The sequence below is a fragment of the Cryobacterium sp. TMT2-4 genome, from assembly GCF_004402575.1.
Taxonomy (GTDB): Bacteria; Actinomycetota; Actinomycetes; order Actinomycetales; family Microbacteriaceae; genus Cryobacterium; species Cryobacterium sandaracinum.
In genome coordinates, this window is the sequence record NZ_SOGE01000046.1 from 1 (window position 1) to 23,581 (window position 23,581).

A 23,581-nucleotide genomic window follows, 5' to 3' on the forward strand; every position below is an offset into this window, starting at 1 on the left:
CCCCCCCCCCCCCCCCGAACACCGCAATCCCCGATCCAACCTGGAACGTGCCCGCAACCAGAGCAAAAAACGGTCGAGCCATCGACAACACAGAAATCAGTGTTTTGCTCTCACCACATGAACTCGCCACCCATGGGATACCAGACGCTGACGACGGCTCCGGAGCGACGCGGGCACACAGCTCAATGCGCCAAATAGCGATCACAGAACGCCGCTACAGAGTGCCAAAAAGTCGCAGCCATCACCCAACCGAAATCCACGGCATTTGTGGGACTTAGAATAAATGACTGGATAAGTGACTTTTTTCGTTCCATCGGAGCCGAAGACTCGTCTGTCACGTAATCGGACGTATAGATGACACGTGTCGAGCATGGGTTGAGCGCCCGTTAGCGGAGCCTCCATCGGGACGGTCCGGGTCTGATTCTGTTAGAGCGATGCGTGCCAGGTTCGCCGAGTGGCGAGCCGGGCGGTCAGGAAGAGCGCAACGCCAATGACTCCGAGGATCGCGGCGAACGTGATTCCCCAGTCCCACATGCTCGACTGGGTATGCACAAGGAGGAGTTCGTGGTCGCTCGTGAAATAGGAGCATCGGACCCCAACGGGAAAGAACGAAAATGCACCGTCCGCGGTCCAGCCAGCTGAGGGCAGAGCCAGATTGCCTAGCTCGGGGTTCTGATAGCAGGATTCGCCGACACCCGCATGTGAGATGAACGCGAACTGAAGCCCAGCCAGGGCCATGAGGGCCATCGACGGAATGCCGAGGATCCAAGACCGCGCAGTCACGGCGAGGAGCACGGGAAAGGCCGGTCTTTGCAGTTGCATTTCGTGTACCCCCTCCTTTTCAAAGTACGAGCTGCCAGACACCGGGTAAGCGTTTGAAGACTGGAAGGAAAGAAATCGCCGGCCTACAGAGTCAAGGCCCGTAGCCGAACCTGCAACGCGACTGGTCAACTGTCGGTCACCGAATGACTAAAGGGTCGATGCTGTTGCATGACGTTTTCTCTAGCGGGGATTCTGACGTCTTCGTTTGCTATTCACCGACCGTGCCGTCGATTGCTTCGCGCAGAAAGTCGGCGTGGCCGGCGTGGCGGGCGGTCTCCTCGACAAGGTGCAGCAGCACCCATCGGAGCGAGAAGTTGCGTCCATCGCCCAGCGTCTTGACCGACAGCTGATCCAAGCCTGTCGATTTGGACACGACTGCCCGGCTCCGATCACAGGCGTCGCGGTAGCGACTCCGCAACAGCACCGGATCGAGAAGAGCGGCAGTGCGGAACTCCCAGTTTGGGTCGTCGTCCCAGTCGACGCTGGCCCATGGCTCTCGATCAGGGAGGCCAGCGAAGCGGACCTCCATCCAGTCTTCTTCCACCAGTGCCAAATGGTTGAGCAGGCCCGCGAGGGTGAGTTCGGAGGGGGAGTGCTTCCGTGCCAACTGCTCACGGGTCAGGCCGTCGGTCTTTGAGAGCAACGTCTCACGCTGATAATCGAGGTACTGCGCGAGCATGACGAGTTCCGCGCAGTTGGGTTCAGGCTCGATTCGCATTCGCTCATCTTGCCAGGGGGTGGAGACGTATCGCCAGGCGAACGGTTATCGGGGCAACTCATCAGTCAGGTCGAAGTTCATTTGAACACGCCGGCCGTACCCAAGTCCTCGCTGTTGCTCCGCTACTAACAGATCTCGAAGAAAATCAGAATCGGGATCACGCTCGATAAAACCACAGCTCAAGTAGAAGGGGGCGTTCCATGGAACGTCCGCGAACGTTCGCAGGGTGACCCGTTTGCATCCGCGCAGTCTTGATTCGCTCTTGACTGCTTCGACGAGTGCGCGCCCATGCCCGTGGTGCGCCGCTGACGGCCTGACCGATAGCTGCTCGAGATGACCGCTGCCAGAGACTTCGAGGACGTGGGCAAACCCGATCGCATCCGATCCTGGACTGTCGCTGGCTACGAGGATGAAGCCACTCTGCTGTGATGGCTTCGTATAAGAAGGAGCAGGCCGCCAGCCGGCTATCGAGAACACGGTCGCGAACAGCGCGTCAGCTTCATTCTCGATCGCTTCAAGAAGTTCCAGATCGTCGGCCGTCGCTTGTCGAATAAATGTCTTCAACATGACTCCGAGAGTAGCTTGACGCAGGGTGCCGTAAGCGGGTCCCTGAATGACACGTAGGTGGTGAGTTCGGATGTTTGGTGGCGAGACTGTCGATCTGACGCGTGGGCAGTTGGGCCTTCGTCGTCTACGAGGTGCTGCGGTTGCCGGTCGCCGGGGAGGATCAGACCGTTCCACTGACCCGGGCAATTACTCGGCGCACGACCTTGCCTGAGGACGCGCTGACCACTTCCTCGTCCATCAGCACTTCCACCCCAGCGAGGGCCGTCATGACGGCCGAACCATCAAACGCTGCGTATAGTCTGCCGGCGTCGTCTCGCCGATTGGATCCCTGGGTGACACGCCAACTCAGAAAGAGCGTTCCCGTGGGAATAAGGAGGCTGAGCATTCGGGCGACGGAGGGCCCGACTTCAGCATCGGGCAGATGCATGATGACCGTCTCGCACAGCACGTTTGTGAACGATGCGTTCATGACTCCGTCGAGTCCCGGCAACAGTCGGCATTCGAAATTCACCTCGGGGTGGCGCCTGCGCGCCTGGGCCAAGAGTCCCTGCGACGCATCGAATCCCGTGGTCGGGAAGCCGTGCATCGAGAGCCATGCGCTGTCCCGACCGCTGCCGCACCCCACGTCTGCGGTCGGGCCTGGCGTGAAGTGCTCCGATAGCAGCGCATATAAATCTGTCGGGGCGTCCTGCTCCTGCTCCCACTCATCGGCGTAAGTGGCGGCATCGGCGTCGTACGCCGCAATCGTCTGAGAATCCATGCCGCCAGTCTGCGCCATGTCTGGATCGATCAATGTCAGGAGTGGACCTACCGTGGTTGCGGCCGGGACGCCTGCAACGAAGACAACTTCGCGGCAAGCTAAAGGTTCCGAGGCGATATGAATACAGCGACCTCAGCAGCGGCCCTTGCCTCGTCACGCTAAACGATCGGCTACCGGTCAACGCGAGCTGTTCCGGTGAGGGTTCCTCTTACGGGAATTGAGGTTTGTCGGTGGCTGGAGCGAGGTGTGAGCGCGAGTACGACCACTTGTGCAGACGACTTCGAAAAATGACACCGATCAGTTTCGTCATTTTTGCTCCCGGGGCGTCTCATAACTAATGGCGAATACCACGGTTCAGGCATGCGGTTATGCGACGTAGTTATGAGAATCGGCGCGCCGCACGATTCCGGTGATTCTGAGGAAGCTCAGATCACGGCGGTGAGACGTCTTATATCGCTAGGGTTGTGAGACGCCTGTCGCGGCTCGAAAGTGGCAGGGCGTTCAATCTGCGCCCTGGTGCTACCTCAGAATCCGTAAAGGTTGTGGCGAGGACGGCGTGCGCGCGATGCGCATGGTTCGCCGCTGGTCGCCGGGTAGCCTGCGACTGCCCGATAGTCGATCCTCGGGTTCGTGCGGTGGTCATTTCCAGTGTCTTTAGGATGACAACACGGATGACTGGACTTCGAAGGCCGCCGCCGTCATCTGCGATCCGACCAAGGTTGATCTCCCCGCCCTGCGAGAAGCGACCGACGCAGAGGCACGCGCTGCGGGCTGGGGCGAGACGCTCTGGTACGAGACATCCATTGAAGATGTCGGCTAGGACGTAACGAGGCAAGCGCTGGAGAAGAACGTCGACCTAGTCATCGCCGCGGGAGGGGACGGAACGATACGAGCTGTCGCCGAGGCGATGCTCGGAAACGTGACCCCGATCGCGCTCCTGCCATCCGGCACTGGAAACCTGCTGGCACGGAACCTGAAACTGACTCTGGGCAACCTGCCCGACTCTGTCCGATCCGCTTTCACCGGCACTGACCGCATGATCGATATCGAACGCGAAGACTCCTCGCGGGATCGGCACGCGTTCGTCGTCATGGTCGGGATGGGCATTGACGCGAAAATGATCAAGAACACTGACGACGACCTCAAAGACAAGGCCGGATGGGTCGCCTACGTGAGCGCGATCGCCACATCCCTCCGCGACCCGCACGAACTCCACTCTCGGTTTCGCCTCAACGACGGCCGATCGAAACGTGCGACCGTGCACACGTTGATCATCGGTAACTGCGGCTCCCTGCCCGGCAAAATGCTGGTAACAGTAGACATGGAAAGCAGATTTAGAAGTAGTGATTATTGAACCGTTCGCAGGCGGTTTTCGGTGCCCGGTCCGCAAGATTGATGGACCGAATGGAGACAACTCGCAATGAGTCCTCTCCCAGACCATGATCCCTCTGTGCCGGAGCCTTTACGCTCTAGCAACACGCCCATCAGGGCCGGTTGCACCACGCTAATGGACGCTACCTCTAGTCGTAAGCTGACCGGCCACTGCTGATACCGGCGGCGGCACAAAGAAAGCTAGCCACCGTTGGTGCCAGCCTGCCTGGTCAACCACGTGGGGCTTATTGCATGGTTACTCTCAGCTGTCTCCAGAGGCAACCACAACAGACACCCGGCGCTGGCCAACCTGAATCGTCAACATATTTTTCCCGGGTACTTTCCTCATGGTTGCCTGACCCCTCGGGGCGCTAGGCGGCTGCTCAGTCCTGAGTCACCTGATTCACCGTCTTGCTCTCGTGAGAAGCTAAAGCCTTCCGGGTCGGCATACTGTTGGTTTCGATGTCCTCCAACGTGCGGCCACGAGTTTCGGGGACACGAGTCCGGATGAAGATGACACCAAGAATGCAGATGACACCGAAGATCGCGAAAACCGCGTCCTGGCTCATTAACGCGGTCATGATCGGGAATAATAGACCGACCGCGAAAGATCCGATCCAATTAAAGGACGATGCGATACCAGAGGCCCGGCCGCGAATCGCCAGCGGGAAGATCTCTCCAACGAGCACCCAAGTGAGTGGGGCCCACGTGAACGAATAGGCTGCCACGTAGATGCTCAAGAACACCACGATCATCATCGGGTTCGCGTCCTCGATCAGGGTATTGAGTATCGCGGGCAGAAGGAAGGACAGACCCATGATCGTGCCACCCACGGTCAGCAACAGGCGTCGGTTGAACTTATCCGCGATCACCAGGAACAGCAATGACCCGAGCACCAGGATCACGCCCTGGATGATCGGCCACATCAGTGCCGAACTTGCAGCATTGCCGCTGGCATTTTCCACGATCAAAGGAATGTAATAGAAGATCGCGTTGGCACCTTGGAACTGCTGGAACGCGGCGACACCGACGCCCGCGATGACGAGATACCGGTACTTGCCGTCGAATAACGTTGCAAGAGAGGTGTTGCCGGCCGCCTGCTTCTCGGTTTGTGCCGTTTCCTTGATCGACATGAGTTCGGCATCGATCTCGTCTGGGCGGCGAATGTAGTGAAGAACCTTGACGGCCTCGTTTTCCTTGCCGTCCTTGACCAGGAACCGGGGCGATTCGGGCAACCGCAACACGCCCACATACAGAATCACAGCCGGCACCGCGGCCATAGTGAGCATCACTCGCCACGCCCACGCTTCCGGCAGATCCTTCAGCAAGAAATCCACGATGTATGAGATCAGCATGCCGGAGACGATCATTGTCTGATTCAAGCCGGACAAGCGTCCACGCAGCCGCGCGGGTGCAAGCTCGGACATGTAAGCGGGAACCGATGCGGAGGCCGCGCCGACGGCCAGGCCCAAGAAAATTCGGGCGACGACCAGATAGATGACACCATCCTGCGGTGCTAGGCCGCAGAGAATTGATCCGAATGCAAAGACGACGGCCGCGGCGAGAATCATCTTGCGCCGTCCGAATCGGTCGGAAAGCTGTCCTGCCAGAGCGCCACCAAAGATGGCGCCAAACATTACGCCGGAGGTCACCCAACCGATGATGGCGGCATCGTCGTGGAGGCGCCAGTCGCTTTGCAGGAACGGCAGAGCTCCAGTCATGACTCCGATATCGTAACCAAAGAGGATACCACCGAATGATCCGAAGAAGTATATGAACTTGCTGGAGATCTTTTTTTCTTTCTCCATTTTTCACTCCTAGTGAGGAACTAGATCCCAGCCCCCTGTTGATCACTAGGAAGGATGGCTGGCCGGGACTGTCGTCTCGGGCCGATGCCGTCGTGCCATGAGCGCGTCCTCGGCGATGACATGAAGTGCGGCACATTGTGATGTGCTGAGCTATTCATCATCGCAGCTGTCCACGCTGACACATTGCCCTTCCCGCTATGGGACTTGGATGCCACACCTGTGGGCTTTCAAGTCCAAAAGTGAGCGCTAACATCAAGATGTTTTTTAGCCTAGCTCACAAAATTTCGAGATGTCAACGGTTACATTAGATCGACGAGCCCCTCGTAGTGGACCGGGCGGGCTATGAACCGAGGGCGAGCCGTCGATCCCCGCACAGACAGGGTAGGGGGCACCGGCACCATGTCCGGCTCTTTGTTGTTAACCTTGGCCATGGCCGCGGCCACGATCTTGTGGCCAAGCGAAGTAAAGTCTTGGCGCACGGTCGTTAGCGGTGGGCTGAAGAACTCGGCTTCTGGGATGTCATCGAACCCGACGATCGAAATTTCCTCGGGCACGTTGACTCCCGCCTTGTTCAGGGCCGAGAGCAACCCCAACGCCATAGGATCGTTGGCCGCAAACACTGCCGTGGGTCGCTGATCGCTACTTCGTGACGCGATGACAAGGCCTAGGCGATGACCACACGCAGGGCTCCAGTCCCCCTCCACCACTTCTGCTTCGACGCCAGAAGACCCACATTCGGCCAACGCACCTTTGAGGCGCTGCTCGGCATCAATCCAATTATTTGGGCCCGAGAGAATCAACACTTTCTTATGGCCAAGCTCAACCAGGTGACGTATGGCAGCCCGCGCACCTTCTTCCTGATCGACGCTCAGTGTGGACAGCGGTGGCAGGTCAGTAGGGCCCGGACCGACCACGATCATGGGAACGTCCACCTTGAGGATGGTCAAGTAACGTACAACGCCTTCTTGGGCAGCAATGATGATGATCGCCTCGACGGCCCTATCCAAGCAGACCCCTATGGCGTCGTCGAATTGCTGCTTACTCTCCTGGCGGATAGTGGCAAGAAGCGTTGTGTATTTCCGGCTTCGCGCGGCCTCTTCGATGCTTGCCAACGTGCTAGTCGGGCCGTATAGGAATGACCCGATGGCTATGACGCCGATCAGTCCAGACCTGCATGTGACAAGGGTCCGGGCGGCATTGTTGTGACGGTAACCGAGTTCCTCGATGGCCTTTTCGATCCGTTCACGAACCTGCGGACGCACACCGGGGAACCCATTGACCACGCGGGAAACGGTTTGGTGAGAAACTCCCGCTCTCTCAGCTACTTTGGCCATGCTTGGACGCCGAATTTGACTCATGGTCATCCTTCTCCTCAGCGTCTGCGACCGTGGCGGTGATAGTCCACGTCGCGGCATGTTCGTCACCTGGCTCTATGACAATAAAGTCGTTCCCAGAATTGAAGGCATCAGGAGGGCACAGCATCTCCTCGACAGTCGCGGCCACTCGATTAGGGTTCGGTTGCGCTAGATCGGAGGTGAACACCTGGACCCACGGCAGTTCTTCAGGATCCCTCATCAGTGCCACACCCTTGCCGGCAGAACTGAAAACAACGCAATCGTTTGCGTCTGCCATCGAATCCGCATTTCCGTGTTTCTGCACTGACATGTACCGTCTCAGACTACCCCAGCGTCGCGCGTAGACCCTGAAATCGCTTCCAGAACCTGGTTGATCAACAACGTTTCATTTCTTTGAGCGGGCGCACGTGGTGTTGAGCCTGGGCGGTAGCCCGAGATCCCACTGATCACACGCCCGACCTGAACTTCCTGCGTATCATCGGTACCGCGCAAGAACGAAAAGGGCGACGGTCGCGGCTACCAAACGAAGGCTCGCGACATGGGTGCGAACCGAGAATCCACCAAGAATTGACAAGTGGAGCGAGTGACGGAAATCGAACCCGCGCTATCAGCTTGGAAGCTGAAGTTGCAACTGGGCCTGAGCAGACGAGGGTCGTGCGAGTAGAAACACGCCGAGCCCCATGCCGACGGCAGCGATGGTGATGAGTACCCACCAAACGAGCAACCCTTTTCTCCTCCTCATGATTGCAGTTGGCAGTGACCCCGGGTGCGCGAGAGTGTGTTTATGCAGCCGAACTGGGGCCAGGTGCACCGAGAGGTGGCCAGGGTCATCCAGAGTCTTAGAACCAAAATTCGTGAAGACCGACCAGAAATGTCTGGGTGGGCCTCGGTGAATCGGAGGATTTCGCAGTGTCAGTGTCAGTGACGTCGCCTATTGATGACTCGGTCCGATTCGATGGTGTGATCACAGGGGTGCGTGATCCGCGCCGGCTCAAGGTTGTCGCCGACGCAGACCTGCGAGGTTCCCTGGATGACCCTGATCTGGATGCGGTGGTTGCCACCCTGCGCCTGGCTTGTGCGTCGCCGATCGTCGTCGTAAACATCGTCAGTGCCGACCGGCAAACCTCAAGTCCTGCCCGTAAGCCTGACCTTTATGGGTACGGAGCCAAGGTCCGCAGTGGCGTGAAGGAGCTGTGTATGTGGGTGCGGGATTTGTTCAGCCGAGCATTGAAATCGAAACGAAAGGGTGGGGGAGCTTCTGCTGAAGGAACCGTCACGTTTGCCCCGTCCGGAAGAATTCGCAGTCAGGCGCTTCTAAAGGAACGCCCGCCCCGTGAATAGCGGCCTGAACCTCACGCCCTCCGCCTCCACATCTGAATCACGTTGTCCGCGGCCTCTGCCTCTGCCTCGACCACAACCCGCTCCCGTTCACGCTCTGCGGTCTGGCGGGCCCGGAACTTCCCTGCCACGTCGAGCAGGTCCCACAATTGCTCGCCAGTCACTGAGACTCCGCGGGCGCCGGTGCGACGGGTTCGGCCGCGGATGAGGGCGTAGTGGGTGCGGAACACGGGTGCCCCGATCTGCGCTTGGGCGTCGTGGAAGAACACCACGTTGGACACCGGCCCGCTGCCATCGTCGAGGGAGAGGAAGACGACGCGTTTGCCGCTTCTCATCGGGGGTGTGTGGGTGGCGCGGCGGACCCCGGCGACCAGGACTTCGGTGCCGCCCGGGAGGTTGACGAGTTCCGACGCGGGGGTGACTCCGAGTTCTTTGAAGAGGGGGTAGAAGCGGGTCATTTGGTGGTGGCTGACGGCGAGGCCGAGGTCTCGGAGTTCCACGTCTGTCTGGGTGCGGCCGCGGAGGTCGAGGGCGGTGACCGCCCGGTAGAAGTCGGGCAGCGGCAGCTCAATGTCGAACGCGAGCTGGTCGGGGCCAACGGGAAGGGCTTTGCCGCCGAGGCCTTGAATGTGGGCGAGGAGGTCGCCGCGGCGGGCCCGGTCGTAACCGATGAACGAGTCCAGGGCACCGACCCGGGCCAGGGCTTCGAATGTGCGCCGGCGCGGCCGAACCCGGTCCCGGAAGTCCTGCAATGAGGAGAACGGTTGATGCTCGGCGATCCGCTGCCGCTCCACCGCGCTGGAGCCGGCGAGTTCGGGCAAGGCCAGGCGGATGGCGAGCTGCCCGTCACCCAGCTGCTCCACCCGGTAGTCCAACGCGGACTTCTGCACGTCGAGGCCGAGGACGGGGACGCCGAGGTTGCGGGCTTCGGCAACGATGAGGTCCTTGGGCCACATGCCGGGGTCGTGGGTGAGGAGCCCGGCGAAGAACGTCGCGGGGTGGTGCGTCTTCAGCCACGCGCTCTCATAGGTGGTCCGGGCGAACGCCGCCCCGTGTGCCTTGGCGAATCCGAAACTGCCGAACCCGGACAGTACCTTCCACGCCCGGTCGATGACGGGTGCTGGGAAGCCGCGGGTGGCGGCCTGCTTCCGCACGTACGCTTCGATCTCGGCGAGGTCGCCGGATTTGCCGAGGTGCCGGCGGAACACATCGGCTTTCCCCATCCCGCAGCCGGTCAACTCGTCGAAGAGGCGCATTACCTGTTCGTGGAAGACGACGACACCGTTGGTTTCGGCGAGGAAGGGTTTGAAGCGTGGGTGCATGTGGTCGGGTGCGGTTTCACCGTGCCGGGCCTTCAGATATTGCAGGGGCATGTTCGCTTGCATCGGGCCGGGGCGGAACAGGCTGATCTCCACGGTCAGGTCGTTGAACACTGCTGGTTGGAGCTTCCCGATCAGCTCCATCTGGCCGGGCGATTCCAATTGGAAGACGCCGAGGGTGCGGGTGGTGCGGAGCAGTTCGTAGGTGGGTTCGTCGTCGAGGGGAACCCGGTCCAGGTCGATGGTCTCGCCGGTGAGTCGCCGGTGCTCCTCGATCGCGTACGCCATCGCACTCTGCATCCGGACGCCGAGGATGTCGAGCTTGATCAGGCCCATCGGGTCCATGTCGTGCTTGTCGTACTGCGACATCGGCAGACCCATCCCCGAGCGTTGCACCGGGGTCCGGTCGAGGAGGGACGTGTCGGAGAGGATGACGCCGCACGGGTGGACGCTGATGTGGCGGGGGAGCCGGTCGAGCTTCGCCGTCAGGTCCACCAACTGGTCCAGCTGCTGCGACTCGCGTACCTGCGCGGCGAGTTCCGCAAGCTCGGGTTTCTCCTCGAGGGCCCGGCGGAAGTCGCGGGCGTTGAACCGCCACATCTGCTTGGCGATCGCCGCGACCTGGTCCTCCGGCATGCCGAGGGCGAGCCCGGCGTCCCGGACGGCGCCCCGCCCCCGGTACGCGTTGGTCATCGACATCAACGACACCCGGTCGGCACCGAAGACCTGGAACACTTCCCGGTAGATGTCGTGGCGGCGCGCGGATTCGACGTCAATATCAATGTCGGGGAGGGTCTGGCGCTCGGGGGAGAGGAACCGCTCCCAGATCAGGCCGTTCTCGATCGGTTCGACCGAGGAGGTGCGGAGAGCGTAGTTGAGGACGGAGCCGACACCGGACCCCCGGGCTTGCACCCGGACTCCCATGCCCCGGATCAGGTCCGCGACCCGGGCGACGGTCAAGAAATAAGCGGCGAACCCGAGGTGCTCGACCGTCTCCATCTCATGGGCGAGCTCCTCGTGTGCGGCACGGACGAGGGTGGTGCCGGCGTACCGGTCGTCGATACCGTGCCGGGCCCGTCGCCACAACTCAGCGACCGGGTCGCCGACCACGCCGATGCTCGAGGCTTCCGGCATCCTCGGGGTGCCGAGCCCGATGTCCGCGGCCGGGTCGAGCGCGCACCGGTCCGCCAACTCCTGCGTGGTCTGCAGTAGTTGGTCGAGGGCGTCGGGGTTCCGGGCGCCGGCGTCGACGACCATGCGGGCGACCTGGCGCATGTGCTGTGCGTCTTTCAGCCAGGCTTGCCCGTTCGCCGGCGGTTCCTCGAGTTGGGCGAGTGGGGTGAGGAGCCGGGTCGCGTCGGCGAGGTCCGCGGTCGTCGCGTCAGTTGGATCGCCGTAGCGGACGGCGTTGGAGAGGATGGCGGGGGTCCCGGTGTCCTCGGCGAGGCCCAACATCCGGGTGGCCGCGGCCACCGAACCGCGCTGACCGGTCGGTGCTAGGTGGCAGACGACTTCGAGGGTGACGGAGCCGATCGGCATGACCCGGAGCCACGCGCGCAACCCCGCGACCGACTCGGCGCTATCCCGGCGTTCCACGGCGAGCCCCACATCAGAAAGTGGCCCGAGGAGGATGGTTAGGGTGCAGCCCTCCGCCCAGGTCGCAAGCCGGCGCCGGTCAATGCTCGGCACCCGGCGTGCCTCGTGCGCGGAGCTCACGGCCCGGCAGAGCGCGGCGTACCCGCGGCCGTCCCCGCCGTGGGCGAGCAGGGTCACCCGGCCAAGCGGCCGGTGCTCATCATCGTGGACGGCCAGGTCCGCGCCGAGGCCTGGCCGGATCCCGGCGGCCGCGCACGCCCGCACATGTTTGACCGCCCCGTACAGCCCGTCCCGGTCGGTCAGGGCGAGGAAGTCAGCACCGGCACCTGCCGCCTGGTCAACGAGGACCTCGGGCATGGTCACGCCATAGTGCGGGGAGTACGCGGAGGCAACGTGGAGGTGCGGGAAGCTCTGTCCCAATGCGTACCTCCAACCCCTGCTATCGAACGTTTATTCGATATGGGGAGTGTAGGTCTGGGCTCTGACACTGACAAGGCCTTCCCACCGGCCCGCGGCGTCGGGTCGTTGGTTGAAATCCTCTGATGCGAGTCGCGCAGAGCCTTCAGATCGGCGGGAGCCACCGCGCTGCTGCGGATGGGTGAGCGCCGCCGACGATCAGTGCACTGATTTCGCCAGACGCGTGCGGGACAGGGTTGTGAATAATTCCGGCAGAGTGCTCGTTGCGATCCAGGGGGTGGCTGAGAATTCACGCCCGATGGCAACCATCTTTGGCGGCCAGCATTCAGCAATTTGGTGTAAAGATGGTGGTACGCAAGTAGTTTTACAGGGTAGTCTTGCTCGCACACCACCGGGAATTGGAGGGCCAAATGGCTGTCACCACTCATGTCAGTACCGCTCACACGAGGACGATCAGGCTCGATATTCGGGAAATCACGCGTCGGTTGAATGCGTCCCTCGGTGGAACTCTTGTTGCGTCTTTGTCCGGGAGTAAGGATCCCAAACTTCCCTACCGTTGGGCGAAGACGGATGGCCCCGCACCGAAGAATGAGGCGATGCGACGGCTCCAGTTTGCTTACGAGCAGTGGATAAAATTGGCCGAGGCTGAAGGTGAGCATGTTGCTCGCGCCTGGTTCATTGGTGCGAACCCGTGGCTTGGTTACGACACCCCAATAACCGCGATACGCGAGGACCGGTTCAAGGACGCCGGCAAGGCTGCTCAAGCCGTCATCGACGATTCCTATTCCGGATAATGTCTGTCTGTCCCGTCTCCGGGCTGGAGCTTGTCAACAGCCCGGTACCGGGCAATTACCGCATCGCTCGCACCTCGTTTGGAGCGCTCACTCCGGTGTTAAGGGAGCATGAACTTGACGGTTCTCTCGACACCGGGGGGTGGAGCCGCTTCGACACTCTGGGCCACACGTTGTACTCCACCGATGACCGACTCACGTCTTTCATGGAGCTACTGGCCCCGTATCGCACAGAAATAAACGGGACTCGCCGCGCCTTGCAGAAAGACGCGGATGCGATGGGTATCCCGCTCGAGCAGTACTGGAACATGGTTGTCGCTGACTGGGACGAGGCCGGAACGATGCGCGCCAGATGGCTGCCGAGGGCTTGGCGGGATGGCCGCGCTATCTATCGCCTCAACTACCCGTCTGGGTGGTGGGTGGACATCACGTCAACCAACACGCTCACCGCGCTCTCCGAGCACCTCGATGACGAACTGGCCGGCCTTGGCGTCATTGGGGGTCTCACCGTCGCGCATGTCACGGGAGAAGACCGCGCCATCACCGCCACCATCGCGGGGTGGCTCCGGGACACAGTTACCCTCTTCGACGGCACGCAGCCACTTGGTGTTCGCTTCATTTCTAAACACGGGCACCCCGCCGGCGGCACCGGAACGTGCTGGGCATATTGGATGCGTGCAACCGACGCAGGGCTGGATGAGCCGGTCGAAATCACCGACGAGACTGCCATACAGGAGAGCGACGTTGACCTGAAGAAAGCCCAGGCGTTCTGCAAGATCCAAACCCGCTGACCTTGTGCGGCAAGGCTGTCAGGTTCCATGCCGGCAACGCATCAGCCCTGAGGCTGCGAAAGCCCCGCCGGAATCCCAAACACGTTGCCCCCGGCACCCCGATGGTGTTCAAGGCTCCGCCCGTGCGGCAGCCAACCGAAACATCAGAGTTTTTCGACCAGCTGTAATTGCGCTCGTAACCGGCGTATCCGACGACGGTGCAGCCCTGCACGTACGTCCCGTAGACGCTTGGGCCGGCCATGCTGTTTTAGCTCCCGCCGCACGCAGCCGCGGCCAGAGTCAGCACCGTGCCGCCCTTCTGCGTTGAGCCACTACTTGCCGTAGCGAACATCTCTCGTGGATGAGTGCCGACTCGAGGACGATTCACCGAGCGGTTCCACTGACAGGGAGCAACCAGAGGCACCCCGTCGAGACCCGTACTCGAGTTAGGAAAAGCGACGAGTCCTGGTGCCCGGCTGGGTAGTGCGGCGCACGTGAACTTTGTTGCTTTTCGTCTGGGGGATTGTTCACTGCGTGCTGTCGGCGTCAAGCCGTCGTCACAGTTTCGGCAAAAACTTCTTCCCTCGCTGCGCTCCTCCATAACTTTTGGCCTGCAACCGTTCCTTGGGGCTTGACCCCGACAGCACTCCATGAGGGCGGATATACCGCCGAAAGGCAAAAAAATTTGGAGGAGAGAAAAATGCTTGAACAGACCCGGACCCCCGCACACACGATCACTCCCGCTGACGTTGAGTGGAAGATCTTCCACCTCACCAGCTCAATCCGCAGGCGTGAACGCACCCTGAACTGGGGCGGATACGCCACGCCCCACGCTCCCGAGCACCCCGCAGTTGCCGCCGCGCGCACCGCCGACCACCTCGCCCGGATTGCCGAACTCCGGACCCGGCTTGCCCTATGGGAAGCCATCCAGGCCGACCAGGCCATCACCGCACTGAGCAACTAGGGAGATACGAACAATGACGGATTACATCAGTACCAAAGACACCGCCAAGTTGGTTCGGGTGGCGTTGAAGAACGCGTTTCCCGGCGTGAAATTCAGCGTCCGCATGAGCACCGGCACCGCGTCCGCATGGATGAACGTGTCATGGAGCGACGGACCCACCGACCGCGAGGTAAGCGCGGTAACCAGCCAGTACGAGGGCCGCAAGTTCAACGGCATGACCGACGGCTACGACGACCAAGGGTCCGCGCTCGTCGCGTTCGACGGCGAAGACATGCCCCGGGTCGTGCGGTACTCCTGCGACGGAATCAACACCCACCGCGACTACACGTCCGCCGGATACCAAGTCGCCCAGCACCTCATCAGCACCGACAGCGACCACAGAGACCTCGTCGTGTTCACCCCTGAGGGTGAGCCCCTCAACGATGCCGCCGTGCCCCACGGGATCTACGTCGCCGGGCACTTCCACGATTACATCTACAGCCCCGTGCACATTGCCCAGGTCATCCTGCACCGTGTCAACCTCTGCAACGTAACCGCGCCCACCCGGTAGACCAGGAGAACCAGCAATGAACACAACCACCAGTGACCACGCCGCAGCTGCGCGTTTCGTCGACGTGTTCGCGGCCGCCGACTTCGCGGGCGACGTGGGCCCGCGGATGAGCTGCACCGAAGTCGACGCCCTCGCAGGGATGCTCCGCGCCGTCGGGGCCGACATCGCTGCCGACACCTAGGTATCCGCACACACCGAAGAAGACCAAGAAGGAGACAGCCACCACCAAGCCTGATCATCCAAACGCCCCCTTGACGATGCGATCAAGAGGGGGTGTTCGGACACTCCAGCAACTCACCAACCGGAGCAATCGCCGACGACAGTTACGGCCGAATCTAAACAGAGGACGACCTCGGTTGTAGCGGCGCCGTCCCGGAACCCGGCAACGACGAGACATCGGGCGAACTTTCCGCACACACCAGTTGGGCGGACCGCTCAGCATTCTCCGGCGAGACTCCGGCGGGACCGACAGGGCCTAGACATTCCAGTGAAGAGAACCAAACCAGATAGGTCAACGGCCTCAGCGAGAGCTCAACGGATTCAGAGGGCAGGAGTCTTCTTGACGTCGCGCAGCGCCAGACCGAGGCGGCCGGCTACTTCTGCCTTGGGGGTTCCGAGCTCGAGCATGGACGCGATGACGGCCGCCGCTGATGTGCGGGCGGCCGTGCTCTGCTGCGCTGCGCGTTCCTGGATGGCTGCGATTTCCGCCTGTGCTGTCGCGTCGATCTCGTCGAGCGAGTCAGTGGCGACGAAGTAGTCGGTGGCGAGCTGCTCGAGCTTGTCTTCCTTCGCGCGGAACTCTGCCGCCTTCTCGCGTGCGCGAGAGCGGGCGGCAGTCTGCTTTGCAGACTTACGGACATCGGCCATGGGTGTGCCTCTTTCGTGGGTGGAAGAACCATTATGCGTGAGTCCAGCGCGCATGATCGCCCGCCAAAGCCACCGCAGGAGAGGGGTCCGCTGTTGTAGGGAGGAGCGCGTTCAGTCGCGATTTCTGCACTGCCTGCTCCGTCGCTTTGATTGCCCCTATCCGCAGGCACCCGCCGACCTCAGCCTCAACTTATCTGTCACACCTCTGGCATTAGTAATAGACGAGGTAAAGTGAGCGGGTGATGACTATGCATATCCTCTCTGCGGGAGACGGGTATGTGTACTACACCAACGAGGTCGCGACTGGTGATGCGAAGCGTGAGAGCGGCCGTGAGCTGGGCGATTACTACACCGAGGATGGCAACCCTCCCGGTGTCTGGGTCGGCGGGGGACTGGCCGCACTCGGCGTCTCCGGGGTCGTCACGGAGGAGCAGATGAAGGCCCTCTACGGTGAGGGTTTGCACCCCAATGCCGAACGAATCATTGCTGACGCGCAGGCGCAGGGCAAGACCGTGGGTGAGGCCACGAAGGCTGCCAAGCTCGGCCGCTCGTACTACGGGTACAGCACTGACGGCACGGACCTGTCCGCGAAGATCGCCGCCGGCTACACCGACTTCACCAAGCTGAACGGGCACGAACCGAACGTCGCCGACCGGCGTGCAATCCGCACACGTGAAGGTGACCTGGCATTCCGCGACGCGAAGGGCCGGCCGCCCGTGGACAAGGACGAACTCGGCCGGTTCATCACGGCGGCGACGCGTCCGACGCAGCAGGCTGTCGCTGGATTCGACCTGGTCTTCTCGCCCGCGAAGAGCGTGTCCGTGCTCTGGGGCCTCGGCGACGAGGACACCCGGAAGACGATCGAGGATGCCCAAGCGGTCGCGATCCTGGACACGGTGTCGTACCTCGAGCGGGAAGCGATCGCGACCCGCGCGGGCACGAACGGGGTCGCGCAGATCGACGTCGAGGGTGGGCTCGTGGCGACGCGGTTCCGTCACTACGACTCCCGGAATGGTGACCCGCAGTTGCACGATCACCTGGTCGTGGCGAACAAGGTCAAGGGTGTCGATGGGAAATGGCGCACAATCGATTCCAAGCTCCTCCACCGTCAGGGTGTGGCCGCGTCCGAGTTCTACAACCAACGCGTCATGGACGAAGTCACCACCCGCCTTGGCCTGTCAACGGAGCTGCGGGAAGTGACCCCGGGCAAGCGCCCCGTGGTCGAGATCGCCGGTGTCGACGAGCGCCTGACCGGGGTGTTCTCGACCCGGTCCGCGGACATCAAGAAGGTCGTCAGCCAGCTCGAGAAGGACTACCGGGCCACCCACGGGCGCAGCCCGGACGCGGTCGCCCGGATCAAGCTCGCCCAGCAGGCCACCCTCGAGACCCGCCCCGCGAAAGCCCACGCCCGCTCCCTCTCCGGACTCCGCACCGAATGGGCCACGAAGGCCGCCGAACGCGTCGGCACCGCCACCGTAACCAACCTCCTGAAGGATGCCCGCGCCGCGGCGCCGGCCACGAGTGGCAGGCCGGGGGAGTGGCGGGTGGTGGATGTGGACCGGGGTGCGCGTGAGGTGGTGGCGACGGTGTCGGAGCATCACGCGGTTTGGGGTCCGCACATGATCGAGGCCGAAGCCCGCCGCTGGGTCCAGAAAGAAACCAGCCTCGGCCCCGTCCCCGAAGGCACGGTGGAACTGATCACGCGGCGTGCGCTGGACACGGACTCGATCGCCGTGACCCCGCCCGCCCCGCACGGTTCCTTCGAGCCCCTGACTCGCCGGGACGGGTCGAGCATCTACGAGCACAAGGGCCGCATGCTCTTCACCTCCACCGGCCTCCTCACCGCCGAAGACACGTTGTTGGCCGCCGGCCGCACCCGCACGATCGCCCCCATCACGGTGGCCGAGTTCGACCGCACCGCCGCCCACCACACCGGACCCTTGGATGCAGGGCAGCGGGCCCTGGCACGCGAGTTCACAACCTCCGGCACGCTCCTCGTCGTCGCGACCGGCCCCGCCGGCGCCGGAAAAACGACCGCCCTCGCGTTGGCCGCCCGCGCCATAGAGGAAGCCGGCGGCCGCCTGATCGGGTTGGCACCGTCAGCGACGGCGGCCGCCGTGTTCCGCGACGCCGTCGAAGTCCCGGCGGCCACGATCCACTCCTTCGTCCGCGCCTACGACACCCACGGGGACGCCACCCCCGACAGCCGCCACCCAGAAGAGTTGAAGCTGCGGGCGGGGGACATCATCGTCGTCGACGAGGCCGGCATGGCTGGCACCCTCAACCTCGCCACAGTCACCAGCATTGCCGAGCGTCACGGCGCGCACGTGCGCCTCATCGGTGACGACCGTCAGCTCGCCGCCGTCGAGTCCGGCGGGGCGCTGCGCCTGCTGGAACGCGAAGTCGGCTCCGTCAAGCTCGAGGAGATCCACCGGTTCACATCCCCGGCCGAGGCCGAAGCAACCCGGGAACTGCGGGACCCAGCCACGGTGGGGGACCCGTTCCGCTGGTACGTGGACAACGACCGGGTCACCGCAGGCAGCATCGACCGGATGACCGACCACGTCTTCGCCGCCTGGCAGCACGACGACGAAGCCGGCAAGAACGCCGTCATGCTCGCCCAACAAAACGTCACCGTCACCGACCTCAACACCCGCGCCCAGGCCTACCGGATGGCCTCCGGCCTCGTCTCCGGGAAGAAGTCCTCGCAGCTGCGCGACGGACTCGCCGCGTACCAGGGGGACCGGATCGTCACCCGCCTGAACGACGCCACCCTCCGCACCGGGCGCGGCACCGACCGGGTCAAAAACGGTGACGTGTGGACGGTGGGGAAGGTGCACGCCGACGGGGCGTTGACTGTCACCCATGCCGGGCACGGCGGCCGCATCACCCTCCCCGCCGAGTACGTGCAGAACAACGTCGAGCTCGGCTACGCGTCCACCATTCACCGGGCCCAGGGTATGACCGCGGACACCGCCCACGTCCTCGCCGACTCCTCCACCTCCCGCGAACTCGTCTACGTCGGTTTGACCCGCGGCAAGGAAGCGAACCATCTCTACGTCGAGACCGAAGACGCACAGCCCATGAGTGATGTCCTGGCCACCATTGCCGGCCACAGCGAAGGGATGCTCTCCGCCACCGAAACCATCCGCGCCGAACAAGCCCGCGTCGATGACCTAGTCACCCTCATCGACCAATACGGCGACGTCGCCGAACGCGCCAACACCGTCCGCTTCACCCAACTCGCGGGCCACACCCTCGACGAGACCGACGCGCAGAACCTCACCGGCTCGGAGAGTTGGGGTGCCGTCACCGCCGCCCTCACCCGCGCTGAAACCCAGGGCTTTGACCCGGCCAGTGTGTTGCGGGAATCGTGGAACGAACGAGAACGCGGCACCGCCGACGACGTCGGCGCCGTCCTCTCCCACCGGATGGAACGCCGCCTCAAAACAGCCCCCACCGACCAGATGCCAGTGTCAGCAGCCGGACGGCCGGCGGTGCCGGCGTGGATCGCCGATCGGCGGGTGCTCGACGCCGCCGGCACCGCCACCGCATGGCGGGACCACCTGGCCGAACGGTACGAGTACCTCGCTGTGCGCCTCGAGGAACGCGGCACGGCGATCGCCACCGAACAGCCCGAGTGGGCGCAGCAGCTTGGCGACGTCCCGGCCGAGGGCGCCAGGCGCGGGGAGTGGGTGCGCCTCGCCGCAGAAGTCGACGTGTTCCGCGACCGGTACAAGGTCGAGCCCACCCAGACGCAGGCGATCCCTGAGGTGTACCGTGAGCGCACGGTTGGTGCCGAACTCGCGGCACGCGTAGCTACCCTGCAGAAGAAGCAGGCTCAGCCCACCGCGCCGAGCGCGCCCGAGGCGGACCGGCAGAAGCCAGCCACCGCGCTCGATGCGATGCGCGCCGCGAACCGGGCCACGGCCGCGCGGCAGCGGGAAGCTCAGCGCACCGCCGGCCTCACGGTGAAGGCACGCCAAGCCACCCGCGGCAAGCAGGAGGGACACGCCGACGACCCTCGGACCCGCGATGACGGCCGCGAGCGGTAGAACACACCCCAGCCGTCGCGCCGAATGGGAAAGCGTTGCGAACGACACGTGAGGCGCAATCTATGTCACTCGGGAACTGTCATTCAGGATGAGAAGTCTCGCGGCAGATTTCCAGACGTGTGTTGGCTGTCTTGGCCATCAACGGACGCAATGTGGCACCGAGTATTACATCAGCCACACGCCTCGATTGGATGAGGCAATGGCGGTGGCGCCTGCACCCAACGCTCCCATCACGTCATCCTTATCACAGACCAATCCGCCCGCGATCAGCGGAAGCTCGGTCTCGTCACGCACCCATGAGATCACTCGGGGCATGCAGCCGGGCAAGATCATAATTGCGTCCGGTTCGGAGATCTTCACCTGCTTGGCTACGTTGTTGTAGCTGAACGAATCGACCAGGAACAGTCGATGTATCGCTAGGAGACCGGCGGTCTTTGCCGCTTTCACCATGATGGATTTTGAACTCAGGACTCCGTCAGCTTGTGTGTGCGCTTTCAGAAAATCGATGGTGACTGGCTTGCTAGAAAAGCCATCAAGCAAGTCCACATCAACGAAGACCATTTTTCCCGCGCTCTTCAAGGACGCCACGATACTGTGAATTGTCATCACGGACCCAAAAAGCACGAATACAACGGGACAAGGGGCGCGTAGGACCGACCTCAATCCGTCTTCGTCCTTGATGCTTGCGATCACGGGGTGAAGTGATAGAACTTGGTCTATCAGGGACGATCCGTCGGCCAAGCGATGATCTCTAGCGGGTGATGCTTGCACGATTTCATCCCTTGTTGAAGACCCGCCATAGCAAGATCACCCACGTGGCGAGATCACCCATCGGACGCACCTGATTTGACCACAGTGCCCCATAGTATGCCCGATTAATCGGCTAAATATGATGCCGACCGGTGGAAGGCGGTGGCGCCACTTTTCAGGCCCGTGCGCTGCAAGACTCCAGTTGCACGATCGTCACCGGGCCTGCAGAGGGTTCTTGTTCGAGACAGAATTGTCCGTGCTAGTCTTTCCAAAACTTCATAACTTAACACTCGTTCCAGGCCTAGCCCGGGACTGTTGCTTAAAACCTAGAGAACAGCGACCCCCTCATGCGAGGGGATCGCTGTTCTTTTTTTGTATCCCCGAAGAGGTGGAACTTTGCTCGACACCAGCAAACAGGAACAACCAGAACGAATGGAATCGGTCGCATTGATGAGTCTTACCCGTGAACAAATTGTTAGTGCCTACGTTGACATCCTCGGCAGCGAGCGAGTGATAACCGACGAGCAGACGCTGAAGGACAACAGTTCGGACCGGTACTACAAGGTAGAGAACATCTTCGGCATCTACGCCCTGCCACTCCCCGCAGCGGTGGTGAAGCCTGGTACCCCGCTCGAGGTGGCGCAGGTTCTGAAGTTCGCGAACGAAAATGGAATCAACGTTGTGCCGAAGACCGGTGGCTCCGCAACCGAGGGCGGTCTTGAGACGGTCGTCGAAAATTCGGTCGTTGTGGATGGTTCGGGCATGAACCAGATTCTCACCATCGACACCACCAACATGCTCGCCACCGTCCAATGTGGTGTCTGTCTCGAAGACCTCGAAAACGAGCTTCGCGAGATCGGATACACCACAGGGCATTCGCCACAGTCCAAGCCACTGGCACAGTATGGAGGGTTGGTCGCAACCCGCTCGATCGGGCAATTTTCCACTCTCTACGGCGGAATCGAAGACATGCTCGTTGGTGTCGAAACGGTCTTCCCGAACGGCGAAATCTGCCGCATCAAGAACGTGCCCCGTCGAGCGGCTGGGCCCGACATCCGCCACCTTGTGATTGGCAACGAGGGGGCGCTCAACTTCATCACCGAAGTGACCGTCAAGATTTTCCGTTACTACCCGGAGAACAACAAGTTCTACGGCTACCTGCTGAACGATATGAAGACCGGCCTCGAGATTCTTCGGGAGGTCATCACTCAGGGCTACCGTCCGTCCGTTGCGCGACTCTACGACAAAGAAGATGGGCTGTACCACTTCAAGCACTTCTCGGACGGTCGCTGCGTACTCATCTTCGTTGCCGAAGGACCCAAGCCCCTCGCTGACGCAACGGGAGCCGCCATCGAAGAGATCGTCTCCACCTTCGGTTCCGCGGATCGAGTCGAAGACAAGCTCATTGAAGACTGGTTCGACAACCTCAACTGGGATGTCTCGAAGATCGAAGAAGAACGTGTTGAGATTCGCGAAACTCTGATCAATGGCTTTACCACGGAGATCTCGGGCAACTGGAGTGTCATTCATGACATCTATACCAATGCGCTTGCCCGCATCCGGAGCGAGATCTCGGCGGAGTTCAGCCTGCTCGGTGGCCACTCCAGCCACAGCTATCTCAACGGAACCAATTTGTACTTCGTCTACTACTACAAGATTGACGTTGATCCCACAGAAGAACGCGCCACGTACCACGACCCGATCCAGAACATCATCGTCGAGGAGACCCTGAAACTGGGCGGTTCGATGTGCCACCACCACGGCGTCGGGAAGCACCGCACGCACTTCCTGGCCGAGGAATACGGCTCCTCGCTGTACATGCTTGAAACGCTCAAGGCCGCGTTCGACCCGAACGGGATCATGAACCGCGGAACCATCTTCCCGCTCAAGAAGTAACACTCCTCCTCCTGGCGCACCCGCATACCCATATCGAAAAAGAAATAGAGAAAACGCATGACTGACGTCAAAATTTCGGACTTCCAGATGGACTTCTTCTCCATCAAGGGCAAGAACGCCATCGTCACCGGCGGCAACACCGGACTCGGACAGGCATTCTCGCTCGCCCTGGCCAAGGCAGGCGCGAATGTGTTCGCCGTCAGCATCATGCCCGACGATGGGGAAACCGGGGCGCTGGTCGATGCGGCCGGCGCGAAGTACGCCTATCTGATGTCGGATATCACGGTCGAGGGAAACCCCAAGAGAGTCGTCGAGGCCTGCATCGAGGAATTCGGCAGCGTCGATATCCTTGTGAACTGCGCCGGTCGCAGCATCAATGAGCCCGATGTCACCAAATACACGCGTAAGCAGTGGGACCCGATGGTTGCGCTCAACCTCACTGCGGCCTTCGAGATGTCGCACGAATGCGCCAAGTACATGATCCCGCAGGGCAGCGGCAAGATCATCAACATCTGCTCGGTGTTTACCTTCCTCGGTGGCCAGTGGTCACCCGCGTACGCCGCTACTAAGCACGGCATCGCCGGATTCACCAAGGCGTACTGCGACGAGCTGGCGCAGTTCGGAATTCAGGTGAACGGCATCGCCCCCGGCTACTACGCCACCGAGCTCACGTCTGCAACCCGCGCCAACGCTGACACCAACCAGCGCGTTCTCGACCATATCCCGGCTAACCGGTGGGGTCAGACACAAGACCTCATGGGGGCAACAGTGTTCCTAGCAAGCCGCGCTTCCGACTACGTGAACGGGCACATCTTGAGCGTCGACGGGGGTTACCTGGTGCGCTAAGCGCCGGTAAATAACGATGAA

At 61.9% G+C, this 23,581-nt stretch carries 19 protein-coding genes and 1 pseudogene; 10 read left to right on the forward strand and 10 right to left on the reverse strand.

Annotated features, from left to right (window positions below; all coding sequences use genetic code 11):
- Positions 1-426 precede the first annotated feature (426 nt).
- The 4 genes from E3O54_RS15745 to E3O54_RS15760 form a co-directional block, all read right to left on the reverse strand.
- Positions 427-822 carry a hypothetical protein gene (locus E3O54_RS15745; RefSeq protein ID WP_134402003.1) on the reverse strand — a complete coding sequence of 132 codons (396 nt, stop codon included), beginning with the start codon at positions 820-822 and terminating at the stop codon, positions 427-429.
- Between the two features lie 208 nt (positions 823-1,030).
- Complete coding sequence (locus E3O54_RS15750; protein ID WP_241976937.1) at positions 1,031-1,501, reverse strand: DinB family protein; 471 nt, start codon at positions 1,499-1,501, stop codon at positions 1,031-1,033.
- A gap of 84 nt (positions 1,502-1,585) precedes the next feature.
- Positions 1,586-2,107, reverse strand: coding sequence for a GNAT family N-acetyltransferase (locus E3O54_RS15755; RefSeq protein WP_134402005.1), 522 nt, complete (start codon positions 2,105-2,107; stop codon positions 1,586-1,588).
- A 160-nt stretch (positions 2,108-2,267) separates the two neighbouring features.
- A complete protein-coding gene (locus E3O54_RS15760) occupies positions 2,268-2,900 on the reverse strand; it encodes a bifunctional 2-polyprenyl-6-hydroxyphenol methylase/3-demethylubiquinol 3-O-methyltransferase UbiG (protein WP_198411507.1) in 633 nt (210 codons plus the stop codon).
- An 802-nt stretch (positions 2,901-3,702) separates the two neighbouring features.
- On the opposite strand from E3O54_RS15760, the pseudogene E3O54_RS15765 reads away from it, so the two are divergent.
- Positions 3,703-4,221, forward strand: a pseudogene (locus E3O54_RS15765) (diacylglycerol kinase family protein); the annotation flags it as partial.
- 400 nt (positions 4,222-4,621) lie between these two features.
- On the opposite strand, the gene E3O54_RS15770 reads toward E3O54_RS15765, so the two are convergent.
- From E3O54_RS15770 to E3O54_RS16470, 3 genes are all read right to left on the reverse strand, one after another.
- Positions 4,622-6,046, reverse strand: coding sequence for a sugar porter family MFS transporter (locus E3O54_RS15770; protein ID WP_134402007.1), 1,425 nt, complete (start codon positions 6,044-6,046; stop codon positions 4,622-4,624).
- Between the two features lie 299 nt (positions 6,047-6,345).
- Positions 6,346-7,380 (reverse strand): LacI family DNA-binding transcriptional regulator, encoded by a 1,035-nt coding sequence (locus E3O54_RS15775; protein ID WP_166805271.1) that lies wholly within the window; start codon positions 7,378-7,380, stop codon positions 6,346-6,348.
- Positions 7,364-7,711: a hypothetical protein gene (locus E3O54_RS16470; RefSeq protein WP_166805272.1), complete on the reverse strand. Its 348-nt coding sequence runs from the start codon at positions 7,709-7,711 to the stop codon at positions 7,364-7,366. The genes E3O54_RS15775 and E3O54_RS16470 overlap by 17 nt, the downstream gene beginning before the upstream one ends.
- 599 nt (positions 7,712-8,310) lie before the next feature.
- On the opposite strand from E3O54_RS16470, the gene E3O54_RS15780 reads away from it, so the two are divergent.
- Positions 8,311-8,742, forward strand: a complete 432-nt coding sequence (locus E3O54_RS15780; protein ID WP_134402009.1) for a hypothetical protein — start codon at positions 8,311-8,313, stop codon at positions 8,740-8,742.
- 11 nt (positions 8,743-8,753) lie between these two features.
- On the opposite strand, the gene E3O54_RS15785 is transcribed toward E3O54_RS15780, so the two are convergent.
- Complete coding sequence (locus tag E3O54_RS15785) at positions 8,754-12,074, reverse strand: DNA polymerase III subunit alpha (RefSeq protein ID WP_134402010.1); 3,321 nt, start codon at positions 12,072-12,074, stop codon at positions 8,754-8,756.
- A 407-nt stretch (positions 12,075-12,481) separates the two neighbouring features.
- On the opposite strand from E3O54_RS15785, the gene E3O54_RS15790 reads away from it, so the two are divergent.
- From E3O54_RS15790 to E3O54_RS16475, 5 genes are all read left to right on the forward strand, one after another.
- Positions 12,482-12,865, forward strand: a complete 384-nt coding sequence (locus tag E3O54_RS15790; protein WP_134402011.1) for a hypothetical protein — start codon at positions 12,482-12,484, stop codon at positions 12,863-12,865.
- Positions 12,866-13,068: 203 nt separating this feature from the next.
- Entirely contained in the window at positions 13,069-13,653 is a 585-nt protein-coding gene (locus E3O54_RS15795; RefSeq protein WP_134402012.1) for a hypothetical protein, read from the forward strand.
- A 679-nt stretch (positions 13,654-14,332) separates the two neighbouring features.
- On the forward strand, positions 14,333-14,596 hold the full coding sequence (locus E3O54_RS15800; RefSeq protein ID WP_134402013.1) for a hypothetical protein: 264 nt from the start codon (positions 14,333-14,335) through the stop codon (positions 14,594-14,596).
- A 13-nt stretch (positions 14,597-14,609) separates the two neighbouring features.
- The gene (locus tag E3O54_RS15805) at positions 14,610-15,146 is read left to right on the forward strand and encodes an LPD29 domain-containing protein (RefSeq protein ID WP_134402014.1); all 537 of its coding nucleotides are present in this window, start codon (positions 14,610-14,612) and stop codon (positions 15,144-15,146) included.
- Between the two features lie 16 nt (positions 15,147-15,162).
- Positions 15,163-15,327, forward strand: a complete 165-nt coding sequence (locus E3O54_RS16475; protein WP_166805273.1) for a hypothetical protein — start codon at positions 15,163-15,165, stop codon at positions 15,325-15,327.
- Positions 15,328-15,686: 359 nt separating this feature from the next.
- Here E3O54_RS16475 and E3O54_RS15810 read toward each other — a convergent pair whose 3' ends face one another.
- A complete protein-coding gene (locus E3O54_RS15810) occupies positions 15,687-16,013 on the reverse strand; it encodes a hypothetical protein (protein ID WP_134402015.1) in 327 nt (108 codons plus the stop codon).
- 242 nt (positions 16,014-16,255) lie between these two features.
- Here E3O54_RS15810 and mobF point away from each other — a divergent pair, with 242 nt between their 5' ends.
- Complete coding sequence (gene mobF / locus E3O54_RS15815) at positions 16,256-20,068, forward strand: MobF family relaxase (RefSeq protein WP_134402016.1); 3,813 nt, start codon at positions 16,256-16,258, stop codon at positions 20,066-20,068.
- Positions 20,069-20,233: 165 nt separating this feature from the next.
- Here the strand turns inward: mobF and E3O54_RS15820 are convergent, their stop codons facing one another.
- Positions 20,234-20,839 (reverse strand): glycerol-3-phosphate responsive antiterminator, encoded by a 606-nt coding sequence (locus E3O54_RS15820; RefSeq protein ID WP_370248080.1) that lies wholly within the window; start codon positions 20,837-20,839, stop codon positions 20,234-20,236.
- 375 nt (positions 20,840-21,214) lie between these two features.
- Between E3O54_RS15820 and E3O54_RS15825 the strand changes: the two genes are divergently transcribed.
- Positions 21,215-22,714, forward strand: a complete 1,500-nt coding sequence (locus E3O54_RS15825) for an FAD-binding oxidoreductase (RefSeq protein ID WP_241976938.1) — start codon at positions 21,215-21,217, stop codon at positions 22,712-22,714.
- Positions 22,715-22,771: 57 nt separating this feature from the next.
- Positions 22,772-23,560, forward strand: coding sequence for an SDR family oxidoreductase (locus E3O54_RS15830; RefSeq protein ID WP_134402017.1), 789 nt, complete (start codon positions 22,772-22,774; stop codon positions 23,558-23,560).
- Positions 23,561-23,581: the final 21 nt, after the last annotated feature.

Bases quoted from the DNA above. Each gene is read 5' to 3' on its own strand.
- E3O54_RS15745 (WP_134402003.1), bottom strand. From the start codon at position 822: ATGCAACTGCAAAGACCGGCCTTTCCCGTGCTCCTCGCCGTGACTGCG.
- E3O54_RS15750 (WP_241976937.1), bottom strand. From the start codon at position 1,501: ATGCTCGCGCAGTACCTCGATTATCAGCGTGAGACGTTGCTCTCAAAG.
- E3O54_RS15755 (WP_134402005.1), bottom strand. From the start codon at position 2,107: ATGTTGAAGACATTTATTCGACAAGCGACGGCCGACGATCTGGAACTT.
- E3O54_RS15770 (WP_134402007.1), bottom strand. From the start codon at position 6,046: ATGGAGAAAGAAAAAAAGATCTCCAGCAAGTTCATATACTTCTTCGGA.
- E3O54_RS15775 (WP_166805271.1), bottom strand. From the start codon at position 7,380: ATGGCCAAAGTAGCTGAGAGAGCGGGAGTTTCTCACCAAACCGTTTCC.
- E3O54_RS16470 (WP_166805272.1), bottom strand. From the start codon at position 7,711: ATGTCAGTGCAGAAACACGGAAATGCGGATTCGATGGCAGACGCAAAC.
- E3O54_RS15790 (WP_134402011.1), top strand. From the start codon at position 12,482: ATGGCTGTCACCACTCATGTCAGTACCGCTCACACGAGGACGATCAGG.
- E3O54_RS15795 (WP_134402012.1), top strand. From the start codon at position 13,069: ATGGAGCTACTGGCCCCGTATCGCACAGAAATAAACGGGACTCGCCGC.
- E3O54_RS15800 (WP_134402013.1), top strand. From the start codon at position 14,333: ATGCTTGAACAGACCCGGACCCCCGCACACACGATCACTCCCGCTGAC.
- E3O54_RS15805 (WP_134402014.1), top strand. From the start codon at position 14,610: ATGACGGATTACATCAGTACCAAAGACACCGCCAAGTTGGTTCGGGTG.
- E3O54_RS16475 (WP_166805273.1), top strand. From the start codon at position 15,163: ATGAACACAACCACCAGTGACCACGCCGCAGCTGCGCGTTTCGTCGAC.
- E3O54_RS15810 (WP_134402015.1), bottom strand. From the start codon at position 16,013: ATGGCCGATGTCCGTAAGTCTGCAAAGCAGACTGCCGCCCGCTCTCGC.
- mobF (WP_134402016.1), top strand. From the start codon at position 16,256: ATGACTATGCATATCCTCTCTGCGGGAGACGGGTATGTGTACTACACC.
- E3O54_RS15830 (WP_134402017.1), top strand. From the start codon at position 22,772: ATGACTGACGTCAAAATTTCGGACTTCCAGATGGACTTCTTCTCCATC.